The organism is Streptomyces sp. NPDC057694 (assembly GCF_042799415.1).
GTDB lineage: Bacteria > Actinomycetota > Actinomycetes > Streptomycetales > Streptomycetaceae > Streptomyces.
The window spans coordinates 59,201-74,524 of the sequence record NZ_JBHVIX010000034.1; the positions used below are offsets into that span (position 1 = coordinate 59,201).

The window sequence follows — 15,324 nt, forward strand, 5'->3', positions numbered from 1 at the left end:
TCGGTGACTACGGTGCCTGAGATGTCTCGCCGCCACATGATTCCCGTAAACCAGAGAAGACGCGAAGACGAGAGTCGAGGTTCCATCTGGGAGGGATCATGAGCGAACCACTTCAGCTCGCGGCGCAGCGAGCCCCACTGCCCGATCAGCGCGCCGCCGTCGCACCCTCCGCGGGCACCACGGCACCGGCGCCCGGCGCCACGGCTGGGAAGAAGCCCGGCAAGGCGCGGGACGCGTTCTTCGACAACGCGAAGTACCTGGCGATCGTGCTCGTCGCGATGGGACATTCCTGGGAGCCGCTGCGCGGTGACAGTCGGGCGGCGTCCGCGCTCTACATGACCGTCTACTCGTTCCACATGCCGGCGTTCATCGTGATCTCCGGCTACTTCTCGCGGTCTTTCGACGCGAGCCCGCACAGACTCAAGCGGCTGATCACCGGTGTGGCCGTGCCGTACGTCGTCTTCGAGGTGGCGTACACGTTCTTCAAGCGGACCGCCGGGGGCGATCCCGACTACCCGATCAGTCTGCTCGATCCCTGGTACCTGACCTGGTTCCTGATCGCGCTGTTCGTGTGGCGGCTGTCCACGCCGTTCTGGAAGGTCGTCAAGTGGCCGCTGCCGCTGTCGCTCGCCATCGCCATCCTCGCGTCCGTCTCGCCGGACATCGGTGACGACCTGGATCTGCAGCGTGTGCTCCAGTTCCTGCCCTTCTTCGTTCTCGGGCTGTGTCTCAAGCCCGAGCACTTCCAGCTCGTACGGCGCAAGGAAGCGCGGCTGCTGGCCCTGCCGGTGTTCGCGAGTGCGCTGCTGTTCGCCTACTGGGCGGCGCCGCGGATGAACGCCGCCTGGTTCTACCGCCGCGACAGCGCGCAGGAACTGGCGGCGCCCGGCTGGTCCGGCGCAGTCATGACCCTCGCCATGTTCGGCTGCTCGGCGATCCTCGCCGCCTGCTTCTTCGCTTGGGTGCCTGGGCGCAAGCTCTGGTTCACCGCGCTCGGCGCCGGAACGCTGTACGGGTATCTGCTGCACGGGTTCCTGGCGAAGGGGTCCCGGTTCTGGGACTGGTACGACGTGAACTGGGTGCACACGCCCTGGGGCGAGATCGTCGTCACCGTCCTCGCCGCCTCCCTCATCACCGTGCTGTGCACACCACCTGTGCAACGCGCGTTCCGGTTCGTCATGGAGCCGAAGATGGAGTGGGCTTTCAAGAAGGACGCCGCCGACGTCGCTCGGCGGAGGTAGGGGCTCGTCCTCGTACCGCTCCCTGGTGTGAGACCGGTGTGACCGAGACATGGGGTGCCCGGAGGTCTTGATGACTCCGGGCACCCCATTGCCGTTCCCGAGGTGTCGCCCGAGGGCTCAGGCCGATGCCTTTTTGCTTGAGGCTGTCTTCTTCGCCGCGGTGGTCTTCTTCGCGGACGTCCCTTTCGCGGACGTCGCCTTCTTCTTCGTGTTCGCCGTGGTCTTCTTCGCCGCCGTCTTCTTCGTGGACGTCGTCGTCTTCTTCGCCGCGGTCTTCTTGCGGGTGCGCCCGGCCAGGTGCGTCACCTCGGCCGCCTCGCCGCCGGAGGAGCCCGAGGCGCGTGCCTCCTTCGCGGCCTTCACGCTGCCTTCCAGCGCGGCCATCAGGTCGATCACCCGGCCGCCCCCGCCGTCGGCCGCCGCGGGGGCTTCCGTCCGCTCGTCGCCGGAGGCCTTCGCCTCCAGCATGTTCTCGACCGCTTCCCGGTAGTCGTCGTGGAGGTCGGCGAGGTCGACCTCGCCGAGGGTGTCCATCAGGGCGTCGGCCAGGTCGAGTTCGGCGTCGCGGACCGTGACGTGCGTGTCGGGCGCCGCTTCCTCGGGGGCGCGGATCTCGTCCGGCCAGAGCAGGCCGTGCATGGCGATGACGTCGTCGACGACGCGCAGCATGCCGAGCCGCTCCCGGCCACGTAGCGCGAACTTGGCGATGGCCACCTTCTGGCTGCGCTTCAGGGCCTCACGGAGGAGGGTGTACGGCTTGGCCGCGGGGACGCCGTTCGCCGAGAGGTAGTAGGCCGTGTCCATCTGGAGGGGGTCGATGCGGTCGGCCGGGACGAAGGCGACGATCTCGATCGTCTTCGCGGTCGGGATCGGGAGGGAGGCCAGGTCGTCCTCGGTGATCGGGATGATCGAGCCGTCGGCGTCCTCGTAGCCCTTGCCGATCTCGGCGGCCGTGACCTCCTTCTCCTCCAGTTCGCACACCTTGCGGTAGCGGATGCGGCCGCCGTCCTCCAGGTGGATCTGGCGGAAGGAGATCGCGTGGTTCTCGGTGGCGTTGACCAGCTTGATGGGGATGCTGACCAGGCCGAACGAGATGGCGCCGTTCCATATGGAGCGCACGGTACGTACCTCCCACTGCGACCAGATGTCTGCGAAAAGTGTGGATTGCTTGGATTGTCAGAGTATTACCGTATGACGCCCATCACAGAAGTGGAGGGGCGGCGGCTCGCGCTCAGCAATCTGGACAAGGTGCTGTATCCGGCGTCCGGGTTCACCAAGGGCGAGCTGCTGCACTACTACGCGACCACGGCCGGCGCGCTGCTCCCGCACCTGTACAACCGCCCCGTCTCCTTTCTGCGCTTTCCGGACGGACCCGAGGGGCAGCGCTTCTTCGCCAAGAACGTGCCGCCGGGCACCCCCGCCTGGGTGAAGACGGCCGAGGTTCCGCGCTCGGAGGGCGGTGGCGCGCGGCAGATTCTCGTGCAGGACCTGCCGACGCTGATGTGGGCGGCGAATCTCGTCACCGAGTTCCACACTCCGCAGTGGCAGGCGGACGCGCCGGGCGTCGCCGACCGGCTGGTCCTGGACCTCGATCCGGGGGCGCCGGCCGATGTCGCGCAGTGCTGCGAGGTGGCGCTGTGGCTGCGTGAGCGGCTTGCCGCCGATGGGCTGCACGCGTTTGCGAAGACGTCCGGGTCGAAGGGGCTGCATCTTCTCGTGCCGCTGGCGCCGACTCCGTCCGCGCAGGTCAGCGCCTATGCGAAGGTGCTCGCGCAGGAGGCCGAGGGGGCGCTGGCGGATCTTGTCGTGCATCGGATGGCGCGCAGTCTGCGGGCCGGGAAGGTGTTCGTGGACCACAGCCAGAACTCCGCCGCGAAGACGACTGCCGCGCCGTACACGCTGCGGGCCCGGGCGGAGCCGACCGTGTCGGCGCCGGTGACCTGGGACGAGGTCGCTTCCTGCGCTTCCTGCGGGGGTGCCGGGGAGATGGTGTTTCGGGCCGGCGACATCGCTGCGCGGTTGCGGCGGTACGGGGATCTGCTCGGGCCGCTGATCAATCTTGAGCGGGCGGGGCGGGTGCCGCTCTGATGGGGGGTGCGTTGTCTGTCGGGTGCGGGTGGGTGGGGGCTGGGCGCGCAGTTCCCCGCGCCCCTGGGGCTTGCGCTGCGCGCTGCGCATTTCTTCGGGTGCCGGTCCGGTGGGGGTTCTCGCGCCGTTCCCCGCGCCCCCGGAGGGCACACTTCGTGCGCCCCCAAGGGCACGGGGCGCGGCAGTGGCTCAGACCCGCGTCCACGTTCCCCTGTCCCGGGCCATCGCGTGGAGGGCCTCCACGTCTGCCGGTTTCAGCAGGCCGCCGGACTGTGCGAGGGCCGGTATCTCGGTGTCTGTCAGTACGCGTACGTCTCGTGGCTGTGCCGGTACTTCCACCGATGCCGGTTCCACCAGGACCAGCGCGGCCCGTACCTCGGCGGTCAGGGCGAAGGAGGTGCGGGAGGCGTCCGCGCGGATGCGGCGCAGGAGGGGCTGCGGGTCGGCGCGGCCCAGGGTGACCAGGGGGTCCGCGACGCGGACGCGCTGTTTACGGGCGGGCAGGACGTGCAGGGCGAACAGGCCGCCGGGGCCGATCAGCAGATGGTGGACGCACGCGCCGCCGGGCAGCGGCACCGAATGCAGGACCCGCCAGCCGGCCGCTTCGAGGCCGTCGAGCGCCTCGCCGACCTTCTGCTGCGCTGCGAGTGCCCGGCGGCGCGGGTCGGCGCGCAGCCTGCGCGGGGGTGCGGGGTCCCGGTCGAGGGAGATCAGCAGGGCCTCGCCCGGCCTGTTCGGCGCGAGGTCGTCGTCCGGGTGGAGGCTGAGCCGGGCCATCTCCACCGGCGTGGGCACCGGCGGCGGCCCCACGGTGAACTGCCCGGCGATGAACGGGCCGAGCACCGCGAGCACGGCCTCCCTGCTCGACTCGCTGAGCAGGTTCACCCGGCCCGCCTCCCGGTCGTACCAGGCGACGTTCGTGCCGTCCTCCCCGTACACGTAGAGCCGCTCCTGACCGTGCCGCCAGGTCGGTATGACGCGCAGTCCGCTCATGCCCCATCACCACCCCTCCGACCATGGGAGCAGCCAGAACGGCCGCAGGCAAGAAGCCCGCAGGCCCCTCCCGGCGGCGCGGAGGGGGTGCCGGTGAGCGACCGGTGGAGCGCTCACACATTGCCGCCATGGCGGACTTTTCCTGCTCAACGCGTCGAACCATATGTAGTGCCACCCCGCGCCACCCCACCGGGTGCACGCGACCCGACGGGCTAATAAAAAGGACCTCCCGCCGAAAAAGAACTTCCCTGACCATATGGTGTACGGGGTGGGAGAGCCGTCGGAGACAGGAGCGTGGAGCGCAGTGAAGCCCTGGCGCGCCGGCCGTCGTCCGGCGGCGGTTCTCGCGCTCGCCGTGCCCGCCGCCGCGCTGCTGCTCACGGGGTGCGGCGACACGGGCGGTCTCGAGAGCGCGGGCCCCACCCCGACGGCGGTCGGCCCGCGCGAGCTGTGGCCGTCCCTGACCCCCGCCTCAGCCGCCGTCGACGACTACGGGGCGGGCGAGACCGACGTGGTCAAGGGCGTCGCGGTGCCGGGCGGCGATCTGCGCCGGGTGGATCCGGTCAGCATTCTCCGCGCTCAGCAGGCCGCGGACCCGGACTCGTACAAGGACATCGCGGCCGGTCTCGCCGACTGCGGCGATCCGGGGACGGGAGAGGGGAAGGGGAAGCGGGGGCCCGACTGCCCTGTCCTGCACGCCTACTTCGCGGATCTGACCGGTGACGGCAAGGACGACATGGTGGTCGGCGTCGAGGCGCCGAAGCAGCAGCTCGTGGTGCGCGTCTACACGTACGAGGGCGGCACGCTGACCCAGATCATGAACGACGAGGACGCCGTGATCAGCGTCGAGCTGGCCGGGGACACCGTGGTCGTGCGGGCCGTCGCGGACCTGTCCGGATACGAGTACCGGACCTCGTGGTCGTACGACGCCCATCAGAAGGCCATGCTGCCGACCCGCGACGAGATCGTGCGCACCGGGCCGCCGCAGACGCCCTCGGCCGGAACCGGCTCGCCCGAAGCTCCGACCGAGCCGCCGTCCGAGACCCCGTCGGCGACGCCCTCGGCCCGCCCCTCCCCGAGCGCGTCATGAAGTTCCCGGCGCACCGGCCGTGGCTGCCCGCCAGGGCCGCCTCGCTCACCTGGAAGGCGGCGGCGTTCATCACGGTGATGTGCTGTGCGCTCACCGCGCTGCTCGGAGTGCTCGTCCATGTCTCGGTCACCCGGCAGACCGTGGGCGAGGCCAGGGACCGGGCGCTGTCACGGCTCGACGAGGGCGCAAAGGCGCTCGCGGCCGGGGACCGGCTCGGGCCCGGCGTCGCCGTCGACCCGCCGGACCTGCCCGCGTCGCTGCGCGACCTCGCGGCGCGCGGCGAGCACGGCACGATGCTCGGCCGGTCGGGCGGGCGGCCGGTGATGTGGGCGGCGGGGCCGGCCTCCGGCGGGGCGGGCACGGAACCCGGCACGACCTCCAGTACGCCGCCCATCGCCCCCCGCGCCGGCGCCCCCGCCCAGGCAGCGGCCACCGGTCACGCGCTCGCCGTCGAGGTGGACTACGAGCAGAGCGCCCGCACCATCGACGGCCTCGACAACGCGATCCTCGGCTCCTCGGTGCTGGCCATCGGCGCGACGCTGCTCGTCGGGGCGTTCGCGGTGACCCGGGTGACGCGGCGGCTGCACACCACGGCCCGGGTGGCCCGCAAGATCAGCGCGGGCGATCTGGACGCCCGCGTCAACGATCCGCGCACCAAGGACCCGCAGCGCCACCAGGACGAGGTCGCCGCCGTCGCCGGGGCGCTCGACTCTATGGCCTCCTCGCTCCAGGCCCGCATCCTCACGGAGCAGCGCTTCACCGCCGACGTCGCCCATGAGCTGCGCACCCCGCTGACCGGGCTGCACGCGGCGGCCGAACTGCTGCCGCCGGGCCGCCCCACCGAGCTGGTCCGCGACCGGGTCGCCGCGCTGCGCACGCTCACCGAGGACCTGCTGGAGATCTCCCGGCTCGACGCGCGCAGCGAGCGGGTGGAGCTGGACGCGGCCTGGCTGGGGCCGGTCGCCGAGCGGGTCGTGCGCGCCTCGGGAACCGACGCGGGCCGGACCGAGGTCGTCGTCGTACGGGACGTGTGCGTGGAGACCGACCGGCGGCGCCTGGAGCGGGTGCTCGGCAATCTCGTGGGCAACGCCCACCGGCACGGCGGCCCGCCGGTGGTGCTGACCGTCGACGGGCCGGTGATCACCGTGCGGGACCACGGCGAGGGCTACCCGGACTATCTGGTGGAGCACGGCCCGCAGCGGTTCCGCACCGAGGGCGGGGCGCGCGGGCACGGGCTCGGGCTGACCATCGCGTTCGGCCAGGCCGAAGTCCTCGGCGCAAGCCTGGAGTTCACGAACGCGGCGGACGGCGGCGCGCTGGCGACGCTGACCCTGCCGTACGACGAGCAGGCGCCCGCCTGACGCCGGTCCGGGCCGCATCCCACCCACCGTGACCTTTTGCGCACGGTTCGTGGCGCTTTTAGGGTGAAGCACGGCTTTCCACCCATTTCCGGGTACCCGCCGCACACCCTCCCCAAGGAGGCTCCATGAGCACACGGACCGCAGCCACCCGCCTCGGCATAGCCGTCGCCGCCGCCGCCACCCTCGCGGCCACCGCCGCCCCGGCCCTCGCCGCCGACTCCGGTTCCGGGAGCGGCCACCCGGTCTACAAGGGCCGCGTCACGGCCAAGAGCGGCCTGAACCTGCGCGACGCCCCCACCCGCGGCAGCCGGATCGTGCGCACCGAGCCGTACAACAAGATCGTCCCGATCTTCTGCAAGACGGGCGGCGACAGCGTCGGCGGCAACAACCTCTGGTACCTGCTGACCGACGGCACCTGGGCCTGGGGTTCGGCGAAGTACATCGCGAACATCGGCGCGGCACCCCGTTGGTGCTGACATATCCAGATATCACCGGTGAACTTGTTAAGTTCCGGGCATGACCGGATCAACGGGTTCATCGGGACCGGTGGCCACCACGGCCTCCGCCGCGGTTCCGGCCGTGCGCGTCCCCCGGCGCCGGGGCACCGAACTCGTCCTGATCGTGCTCGCCGTGCTGCTCAGCGTCTACGGCTACTGCGACGTGGGGCTCGCGAAGAACGGGACCGTTCCACCCGGCGCCGCCGGTTACGGCGCCGGGCTCGGGGTGCTCGCGCTCCTCGCCCACTGCGCGGTCCGCTTCCGCGCCCCGTACGCCGATCCGCTGCTGCTGCCCATCGCCGTGCTCCTCAACGGTCTCGGTCTGGTCCTGATCTACCGGCTCGACCTGGAGACCCCGGACTCGGACGCGGCCCCCACCCAGCTGATCTGGTCGACGCTCGGCGTGGGCCTGTTCATCGTCTTCGTGGTCTTCCTGCGCCACCACCGCGTCCTCCAGCGGTACGCGTATCTGTCGGTGGTCGCCGCGCTGGTCCTGATGATCCTGCCGATCTTCTTCCCGGCGGTGAACGGCGCCCGGATCTGGATCCAGATCGGCGGCTTCTCCATCCAGCCCGGCGAGTTCGCCAAGATCCTGCTCGCGATCTTCTTCGCCAGCTACCTCGCGGCCAACCGCAACGCCCTGCGCTACACGGGCAAGAAGGTGTGGCGCTTCCAGTTCCCCACCATGCGCGTCTTCGCGCCGATCCTCGTGATCTGGCTGCTGAGCGTCGGGGTGCTGGTCCTGGAGACCGATCTCGGTACGTCGCTGCTCTTCTTCGGGCTCTTCATCGTGATGCTCTACGTGGCGACGGGGCGGGGAAGCTGGATCGCCATCGGCCTTGTCCTCGCCGCCGCGGGCGCGGTCCTGGTCGGGTCCTTCGAGCCGCATGTGCACAGCCGCGTACAGGACTGGCTGAACCCTTTCGCCTCCATCGACGCGGGTCTGGGCGCAGGTCAGCTCGCCCAGTCGCTGTTCGCGTTCGCCTGGGGCGGGATGCTCGGCACCGGGCTCGGCATGGGCCACTCCATCCTCATCGGCTTCGCCGCCAAGTCGGACTTCATCCTGGCGACGGCGGGCGAGGAGCTGGGCCTGTCCGGGCTGACCGCCATCTTCCTGCTGTACGCGCTGCTCGTGGAGCGGGGCTACCGGGCCGGGCTCGCGCTGCGCGACCCGTTCGGCCGACTGCTCGCCATCGGGCTCGCCTCGATCGTCGCGCTCCAGGTGTTCGTCATCGCGGGCGGCGTGATGGGGCTGATCCCGCTGACCGGCATGGCGATGCCGTTCCTCGCGCAGGGCGGCTCGTCCCTCGTCACCAACTGGGTCATCGTCGCGATCCTCGTACGGATCAGTGACTCGGCGCGTGGCTCGCTGCTCCCCGAGGGCGTCCAGGAGGCCGGCCCGTGACCAAGTACATCCGCCGCGCGTCCGTCTTCTGCTTCGTGCTGCTGGTCGCGCTGCTGCTGAACGCGGCCCGCGTCCAGGTCTTCCAGTCCCAGTCGCTCGACGACAACTCGGCGAACCGGCGCGAGACCATCCAGCGCTACGACCAGCCGCGCGGCGACATCCTCGTGCAGGGCAAGCCGGTCACGGGCTCGCGGAACACCGGTGAGACGTACAAGTACGAGCGGACGTACGAGAACGGGCCGCTGTACGCGCCCGTCACCGGGTACGCCTCGCAGACGTACGGCACGACGTTCGTGGAGAGCGCCGAGGACGACGTCCTGTCCGGGACCGACTCGATGCTGTCGACGGTGCCCTTCTGGAACGAGATCTCAAGGTTCCAGAACCCGGGCGGCGATGTGGAGACGACGATCGACGCGGCCGCGCAGAGGGCCGCGTACGACGGGCTCGGCGGCAAGAAGGGCGCCGTCGCGGCGATCGATCCGTCGACCGGGAAGATCCTCGCGCTGGTCTCCACGCCGTCCTACGACCCCGGGAACATCGCCGGGACCGGGCAGTCGGACGTCGCCAACTGGAACCGGCTGAACGGCTCGGCCAGCCGGCCGATGCTCAACCGGGCGATCCGGGAGACCTATCCCCCGGGCTCGACGTTCAAGGTGGTCACGGCCGCGGCGGTGCTGGAGAACGGCATCGTCGACGGGACCGGCACGGGGACCGACACCCCGTCCCCGTACACCCTGCCGGGCACGACCACGCAGCTGACGAACGAGTCGTCGTCCGACGCCTGCGAGAACGCGACGCTGGAGTACGCGATGGCGGCCTCCTGCAACACCGTGTTCGCCAACCTCGGGGTGAAGGTCGGGCTCTCCGGCATGGTGAAGATGGCGCAGAACTTCGGGTTCAACGACACCAAGGTCAACATCCCGATGACCGCCGCCAAGTCGAACTTCGACACCGACATGGACAAGGCGCAGCTCGCGCTCTCCTCCATCGGCCAGTTCGACACGTCGGCCACCCCGTTGCAGATGGCGATGGTCTCGGCGGCCGTCGCCAACGGCGGGACGCTGATGCAGCCGCATCTGGTGGAGAAGACGACGAAGAACAACGGCACGACGGTCTCGACCACCGACAACAAGAGCTACCAGCAGGTCATGTCGGCCTACACCGCGACGCAGCTCCAGCAGCTGATGGTCGACGTCGTCGAGAAGGGCACCGGCACCAACGCGCGGATCCCGGGGGTGACGGTCGGCGGCAAGACCGGTACCGCGCAGAACGGCGTGAACAACGAGGGCGTGCCGTACGCCTGGTTCATCTCCTACGCGCAGGGGCCCGACGCCTCCACGCCGCAGGTGGCCGTGGCCGTGGTGGTGGAGGACGCGTCGGCGAACCGGGCGGACATCAGCGGCGGCGGCAGCGCGGCGCCCATCGCCCGGTCGGTCATGGAGGCGGTGCTCGGCTCGTAACGCGAGTCGGCGAGTGGTCCCCTCGGTGGAGTCGTGAATGGCCCTGCACGGCCGGGTGCGGACCGTCTATGTTCCCGACCATGACGACGTACGAGCTCGCACAGGTGAACATAGGCCGCCTCAACGCACCCCTGGACGCACCGGAGATGAGGTTCTTCACCGAGAACCTGGACCCGGTGAACGCCGTCGCCGACGCGGCGGACGGGTTCGTGTGGCGCTTGCAGGGCGACTCGGGGGACGCGACGGACCTGCGGATCTACGGCGACGAATGGCTCCTGGTGAACATGTCGGTGTGGCGCGACAACGACGCGCTGACCGCCTTCATGTACCAGGGCACGCACCGTGAACTCCTCGCCCGCAGACGGGAGTTCTTCGCGCGGCTGACCGAGGCCGTCACGGCGCTGTGGTGGGTGCCGGCCGGACACCGGCCCACCGTCCGGGAGGCCGAGGACCGCCTCACGCATCTGCGCGAGAACGGTCCGACGGCCTACGCCTTCACCCTGCGGAAGATCTTCAGCCCACCGGCTGCCTGATCTCCTCGCGGATCTTGGCGGTGGTCTCGGCGACCGCCGCCAGGTCGACGTCCTGCGGGTCCTTGGTGGCGGTCTCCGCGGTGATCTCGCCGATGGAGGCGCCGGTGTTGCCGTCGACCCAGGCGCACATCGGCATGGTGATCTTGGTGACGCCGCTGCTCTGGGTCAGCACCTCGCAGGTGATGGTGACGTCGGTGCCCGAGGGGTGGAAGTCCTTCGGGGCGACGGCCACGGAGGCGTTGTCGGACTCGGCGGCGCCCTTCATCATGTTGTCGCGCGCGCTGTCGGTGTTCTTGAACCGGCCGTACATGCCGGAGACGACGAGCACGCCCTTGTTCTGGTCGCCGCCCAGCGCGTACTGGCCGATGGCCGCCTTGGTGTCCCGCGCGTCCCAGGCGCCGTCGGCCTCGTCCTCCAGCGCCTGCCCCTTGGAGGCGGACAGGTCCTGGAGCAGCTCGTACTTGTCGTCGAGCACCTTCTTGGGCAGCGTCAGCTTGTACTCGGCCTCGGGGAATCCGCTGTCGGACTTCAGCCCGATGTACGCGAGCGCACCCAGTCCGAGAGCGACCAGGACGACGACGCCCGCCACGATCCCGATGATCATCCCGACCCGGCGCTTCGGCGGCGGGGGCGTTCCCCACTGGGGGGCGCCCGGGTATTGCTGCTGCGGGAAGCCCGGGTAGGCGGGGGGCTGGGCCGCGGGCTGGCCGAATTGCGGCTGGCCGTAGGGCGGCTGAGCCTGCGGCTGCTGTTGCGGCTGGCCGTAGGGGCCGGGCTGCTGGCCGTACGGGTTCGGCTGCGGGGGCTGGGGCGGTGGTGGCGTGGACACGACCGAAACGCTACTCCATCCGGAGGATACCGGTATGCCCAATATCTCGGGTGCGGCTCTCGTCGTGGCTGGTCGCGCAGTTCCCCGCGCCCCTTAATGGGTTGTCAGTCGGCTGACGGCCGGTGGCCGCTTCTCGCGCAGTTCCCCGCGCCCCCGAAGGCTGCGCTTCGCGCGCCTTCCCCTGGGCGAGCGAAGCTCGCTTCCAGGGGCGCGGGGAACTGCGCGATCAGCCACGACGAGAGCCGCGGTCGCGTGACGGGATCAGCCCGCCTCCCCGGAGCGGATCGCCGAGTCCACCTCAGCCACCCGCTCCCGCTCCTCGGCGGCGAACCGCTCCGCGTCGAGTTGCTCCGCGATCTCCTCGTCCTGCGCCATCAGCAGATCGAGGTTGGAGTCCCCCATCTCGAAGACGCCCATGTCCAGGTACGCCTGCTGAAGCCGCTTGCCCCACAGGCCGATGTCCTTGACGCACGGGACGATCCGGGAGAACAGCAACTGCCGGAACATGGCGAGGAATTCGGACTCCTCGCTGTACTGCTCCGCCTGCGCCTTCGGGATGCCGAAGTTCTCCAGGACCTCCACCCCGCGCAGCCGGTCGCGCATCAGGTAGCAGCCCTCGATGACGAACTCCTCGCGCTCGCGCAGCTCGGCGTCGCTGAGCTGCCGGTAGTAGTCGCGCAGCGCCATCCGCCCGAAGGCGACGTGCCGGGCCTCGTCCTGCATGATGTACGCGAGGATCTGCTTCGGCAGCGGCTTGTCGGTGGTGTCGCGGATCAGGCCGAACGCGGCGAGGGCGAGCCCCTCGATCAGCACCTGCATCCCCAGGTACGGCATGTCCCAGCGGGAGTCGCGCAGGGTGTCGCCGAGCAGGGCCTGGAGGTTGTCGTTGATGGGGTAGAGCATCCCCATCTTCTCGTGGAGGAAGCGGCCGTAGATCTCCGCGTGCCGCGCCTCGTCCATGGTCTGGGTCGCCGAGTAGAACTTGGCGTCGAGGTCGGGGACCGACTCGACGATGCGCGCCGCGCACACCATCGCGCCCTGCTCCCCGTGCAGGAACTGGCTGAACTGCCAGGACGCGTAGTGCTTGCGCAGTTCGCCCTTGTCCTTGTCGGTCATCTTGGCCCAGTACGGCGTGCCGTACAGGGACATCGACTCGTCGGGGGTGCCGAGGGGGTCGCACGGGTCGACCTCCAGGTCCCAGTCGATGCGTTTGGCGCCGTCCCACTGCTTGTCCTTGCCCTTCTGGTACAGGGCCAGCAGACGGTCGCGCCCGTCGTCGTATTCCCAGCTGAGGCGGGCCGAACTGGCCGATGGTACCTGCCAGTTGGGCTCGCCCACGGTCTCGGTGTACAGCTCATGGGTCGACATACCGGCAGGCTCACACGGTGGTAGACGCGCGGTCAACAAGTCGTGCGCAAGGGATTGACGCCCTTACTGACACGCAGTCTCATAAGTACGGAGGACAGCGGTGACCGCCGGTAACTCACGTACAGGGATGGGGAGTCAGAGATGACCACCACGACGGACGCCGACGCGCTCGCAGGGCTGCGGGACGCGCTCGGTCTGCTCAAGGACCGGGAGCAGGTGGCCGAGCGGCTGCTCGACTCTTCCGCCAAGCACTCCTTCGACCCGGACAAGGAGCTGGACTGGGACGCGCCCTTCGAGGAGGGCAAGTGGTTCTGGCCGCCGGAGCTGGTGTCGCTGTACGGCACCCCGCTGTGGAAGCGGATGAGCGAGGAGCAGCAGATCAAGCTCTCGCAGCACGAGGCGGCGGCGCTCGCCTCGCTCGGCATCTGGTTCGAGCTGATCCTGATGCAGCTGCTCGTCCGGCACGTCTACGACAAGGCGGCGACGAGCGCCCATGTCCGGTACGCGCTCACCGAGATCGAGGACGAGTGCCGGCACTCGAAGATGTTCGCCCGCCTGATCACCCGCGGCGGCACCCCGCACTACCCGGTGGCGCCCGTCCACCACAACCTCGGCCGGCTGTTCAAGACCATCTCGACGACGCCGGGTTCGTTCACGGCGACGCTGCTCGGCGAGGAGATCCTCGACTGGATGCAGCGGCTCACGTTCCCGGACGAGCGGGTGCAGACGCTGGTCCGCGGGGTGACGCGCATCCACGTCGTCGAGGAGGCGCGGCATGTGCGGTACGCGCGTGAGGAGCTGCGGCGGCAGATGGTGACCGCGCCGCGGTGGTCGCAGGAGTTCACGCGGCTCACCTCCGGTGAGTTCGCCCGCGTCTTCTCGGTCGCCTTCATCAATCCTGACGTCTACGCGAACGTGGGGCTGGACAAGAGGGAGGCCATGGCGCAGGTCAAGGCGTCCGGGCATCGGCGGGAGATCATGCAGACCGGCGCCAAGCGGCTCACCGACTTCCTGGACGACATCGGCGTCCTGCGCGGTCCCGGACGCCGGCTGTGGCGCTCGTCCGGACTGCTGGCCTGAGCCCCGATGGACCATCGCCGAGCGCGGGCCCGGTGGGGGCTGGTCGCGCAGTTCCCCGCGCCCCTGAAGGCTGCGCTTCGCGCGCCTTCCCCTTGGAGGGAGCGCTTCGCTCCGCCTCCCCTGGGCGAGCGGAGCTCGCTTCCAGGGGCGCGGGGAACTGCGCGAGAAGCCCCACCGGGCCGCGGACGAACGACGACCCGCGACCAGCCCCCACCCGGCCGCACACGAACGGGCGGAGCCGCCTGCACCCTCGTCCCGCTACGCTGCGCAGCATGACGTCGGCAACCGGTACGCCCGCCTACAGAAGGCTCAGCGTCGAGGAGCGGCGGGCCCAACTCCTCGAAGCGGCACTGTCGTTGTTCGCTCACCGGGCACCGGAGGAGGTCTCCCTCGACGACGTGGCGGAGGCCGCCGGCGTGTCCCGTCCGCTGGTCTACCGCTACTTCCCGGGCGGCAAGCAGCAGCTCTACGAGGCCGCGCTGCGCTCCGCCGCGGACGTGCTGGAGCAGTGCTTCGCGGAGCCCGCCGAGGGCCCCCTCACGACCCGCCTGGCGCGGGCGCTCGACCGCTATCTCGGCTTCGTCGACCAGCACGACATGGGGTTCGCCGCGCTGCTCCAGGGCGGCAGCGTCGTGGAGACCTCGCGGACGACGGCGATCGTCGACGGGGTGCGGCGGGCCGCGGCCGACCACATCCTGAGCCACCTCTCGGTCACCGAACCCGGCGCCCGGCTGCGCATGACGGTCCGGATGTGGATCACGGCCGTCGAGGCGGCCTCGCTGATCTGGCTCGACGAGGGGAAGCAGCCGCCGCTGGACGACCTGCGCGACGGTCTCGTCGACCAGTTCATGGCCGTCCTCACGGCGACCGCCTGCCGCGACCCGGAAACCGCCCACGTCGTCCGGCACGCCCTCGCCCTGGAGACCCCGGACGGGCCGGTCGGCACCCTGGCGCGGCGGGTGCTGCCCGTGGTGAGTGGCGCGGCCCACCTGCTGTGACCGGCCGGGGCGTGCGTCACCGGGCCGTGCGTTACTGGTAGGCGTGAAGAGCGAAGACATCCCCTTTGTCGGCGGCCCCCTCGACGGGCGCAGCCTGCCGGTCCTTGTCACCGCCACCGGCAATCCGCCCAGGGTGTACAAGGTGCCCGTGCCGGATCCGGACGGCGGGCCCGACACCGTACTCGTGTACGTGCGCGAGCCGGTGCCGGACGGGCGGGCGGTGCGGCTGGTACAGAAGTGGCGGTACGCGTTCGCACCGGACGGAAAGGTGGAGCGCTCCGTGAAGTGGCCCTGGACGAAGAAGGCGGAGACGGCGGAGACGGCGGAGACGGCGGAGGACCCGCAGGACCCGGCGTAAAGGCGGCTCGCCGCGCGCCCCCT

General features: G+C 70.3%; 15 protein-coding genes. 11 read left to right on the forward strand and 4 right to left on the reverse strand.

Annotated elements, in window-relative coordinates:
* Nucleotides 1–98: 98 nt before the first annotated feature.
* Nucleotides 99–1,241, forward strand: a complete 1,143-nt coding sequence (locus ACFVDP_RS40170; protein ID WP_383501524.1) for an acyltransferase family protein — start codon at nt 99–101, stop codon at nt 1,239–1,241.
* Nucleotides 1,242–1,358: 117 nt separating this feature from the next.
* Here the strand turns inward: ACFVDP_RS40170 and ACFVDP_RS40175 are convergent, their stop codons facing one another.
* Nucleotides 1,359–2,360: a Ku protein gene (locus tag ACFVDP_RS40175; RefSeq protein ID WP_383501527.1), complete on the reverse strand. Its 1,002-nt coding sequence runs from the start codon at nt 2,358–2,360 to the stop codon at nt 1,359–1,361.
* 72 nt (nt 2,361–2,432) lie between these two features.
* Here ACFVDP_RS40175 and ligD point away from each other — a divergent pair, with 72 nt between their 5' ends.
* Entirely contained in the window at nt 2,433–3,329 is an 897-nt protein-coding gene (gene ligD, locus ACFVDP_RS40180) for a non-homologous end-joining DNA ligase (protein WP_383501530.1), read from the forward strand.
* 189 nt (nt 3,330–3,518) lie between these two features.
* Here ligD and ACFVDP_RS40185 read toward each other — a convergent pair whose 3' ends face one another.
* The gene (locus ACFVDP_RS40185) at nt 3,519–4,322 is read right to left on the reverse strand and encodes an NERD domain-containing protein (RefSeq protein ID WP_383501533.1); all 804 of its coding nucleotides are present in this window, start codon (nt 4,320–4,322) and stop codon (nt 3,519–3,521) included.
* Nucleotides 4,323–4,626: 304 nt separating this feature from the next.
* On the opposite strand from ACFVDP_RS40185, the gene ACFVDP_RS40190 reads away from it, so the two are divergent.
* The 6 genes from ACFVDP_RS40190 (at nt 4,627) to ACFVDP_RS40215 (ending at nt 10,668) form a co-directional block, all read left to right on the forward strand.
* The gene (locus tag ACFVDP_RS40190; RefSeq protein ID WP_383501536.1) at nt 4,627–5,412 is read left to right on the forward strand and encodes a hypothetical protein; all 786 of its coding nucleotides are present in this window, start codon (nt 4,627–4,629) and stop codon (nt 5,410–5,412) included.
* On the forward strand, nt 5,409–6,773 hold the full coding sequence (locus ACFVDP_RS40195) for an ATP-binding protein (protein ID WP_383501539.1): 1,365 nt from the start codon (nt 5,409–5,411) through the stop codon (nt 6,771–6,773). Before ACFVDP_RS40190 ends, ACFVDP_RS40195 begins: the two co-directional genes overlap by 4 nt.
* Before the next feature lie 125 nt (nt 6,774–6,898).
* Nucleotides 6,899–7,249, forward strand: a complete 351-nt coding sequence (locus tag ACFVDP_RS40200; protein ID WP_383501542.1) for an SH3 domain-containing protein — start codon at nt 6,899–6,901, stop codon at nt 7,247–7,249.
* Between the two features lie 40 nt (nt 7,250–7,289).
* Nucleotides 7,290–8,675, forward strand: a complete 1,386-nt coding sequence (locus ACFVDP_RS40205; protein ID WP_383501545.1) for an FtsW/RodA/SpoVE family cell cycle protein — start codon at nt 7,290–7,292, stop codon at nt 8,673–8,675.
* Nucleotides 8,672–10,135, forward strand: a complete 1,464-nt coding sequence (locus ACFVDP_RS40210; RefSeq protein WP_383501548.1) for a peptidoglycan D,D-transpeptidase FtsI family protein — start codon at nt 8,672–8,674, stop codon at nt 10,133–10,135. Before ACFVDP_RS40205 ends, ACFVDP_RS40210 begins: the two co-directional genes overlap by 4 nt.
* A gap of 80 nt (nt 10,136–10,215) precedes the next feature.
* Nucleotides 10,216–10,668: a DUF3291 domain-containing protein gene (locus ACFVDP_RS40215; RefSeq protein WP_383501551.1), complete on the forward strand. Its 453-nt coding sequence runs from the start codon at nt 10,216–10,218 to the stop codon at nt 10,666–10,668.
* Here ACFVDP_RS40215 and ACFVDP_RS40220 read toward each other — a convergent pair.
* The gene (locus ACFVDP_RS40220; protein WP_383501554.1) at nt 10,649–11,497 is read right to left on the reverse strand and encodes a hypothetical protein; all 849 of its coding nucleotides are present in this window, start codon (nt 11,495–11,497) and stop codon (nt 10,649–10,651) included. The genes ACFVDP_RS40215 and ACFVDP_RS40220 overlap by 20 nt on opposite strands.
* 261 nt (nt 11,498–11,758) lie before the next feature.
* Nucleotides 11,759–12,865 (reverse strand): ferritin-like domain-containing protein, encoded by a 1,107-nt coding sequence (locus tag ACFVDP_RS40225; RefSeq protein ID WP_383501556.1) that lies wholly within the window; start codon nt 12,863–12,865, stop codon nt 11,759–11,761.
* A gap of 141 nt (nt 12,866–13,006) precedes the next feature.
* On the opposite strand from ACFVDP_RS40225, the gene ACFVDP_RS40230 reads away from it, so the two are divergent.
* The 3 genes from ACFVDP_RS40230 to ACFVDP_RS40240 all read left to right on the forward strand — a co-directional run bounded on the left by ACFVDP_RS40230 (nt 13,007) and on the right by ACFVDP_RS40240 (nt 15,301).
* Nucleotides 13,007–13,945, forward strand: a complete 939-nt coding sequence (locus ACFVDP_RS40230) for a diiron oxygenase (RefSeq protein WP_383501559.1) — start codon at nt 13,007–13,009, stop codon at nt 13,943–13,945.
* Between the two features lie 272 nt (nt 13,946–14,217).
* On the forward strand, nt 14,218–14,943 hold the full coding sequence (locus tag ACFVDP_RS40235; RefSeq protein WP_383501562.1) for a TetR/AcrR family transcriptional regulator: 726 nt from the start codon (nt 14,218–14,220) through the stop codon (nt 14,941–14,943).
* 43 nt (nt 14,944–14,986) lie between these two features.
* Nucleotides 14,987–15,301, forward strand: coding sequence for a hypothetical protein (locus ACFVDP_RS40240; RefSeq protein WP_383501564.1), 315 nt, complete (start codon nt 14,987–14,989; stop codon nt 15,299–15,301).
* Nucleotides 15,302–15,324 lie beyond the last annotated feature (23 nt).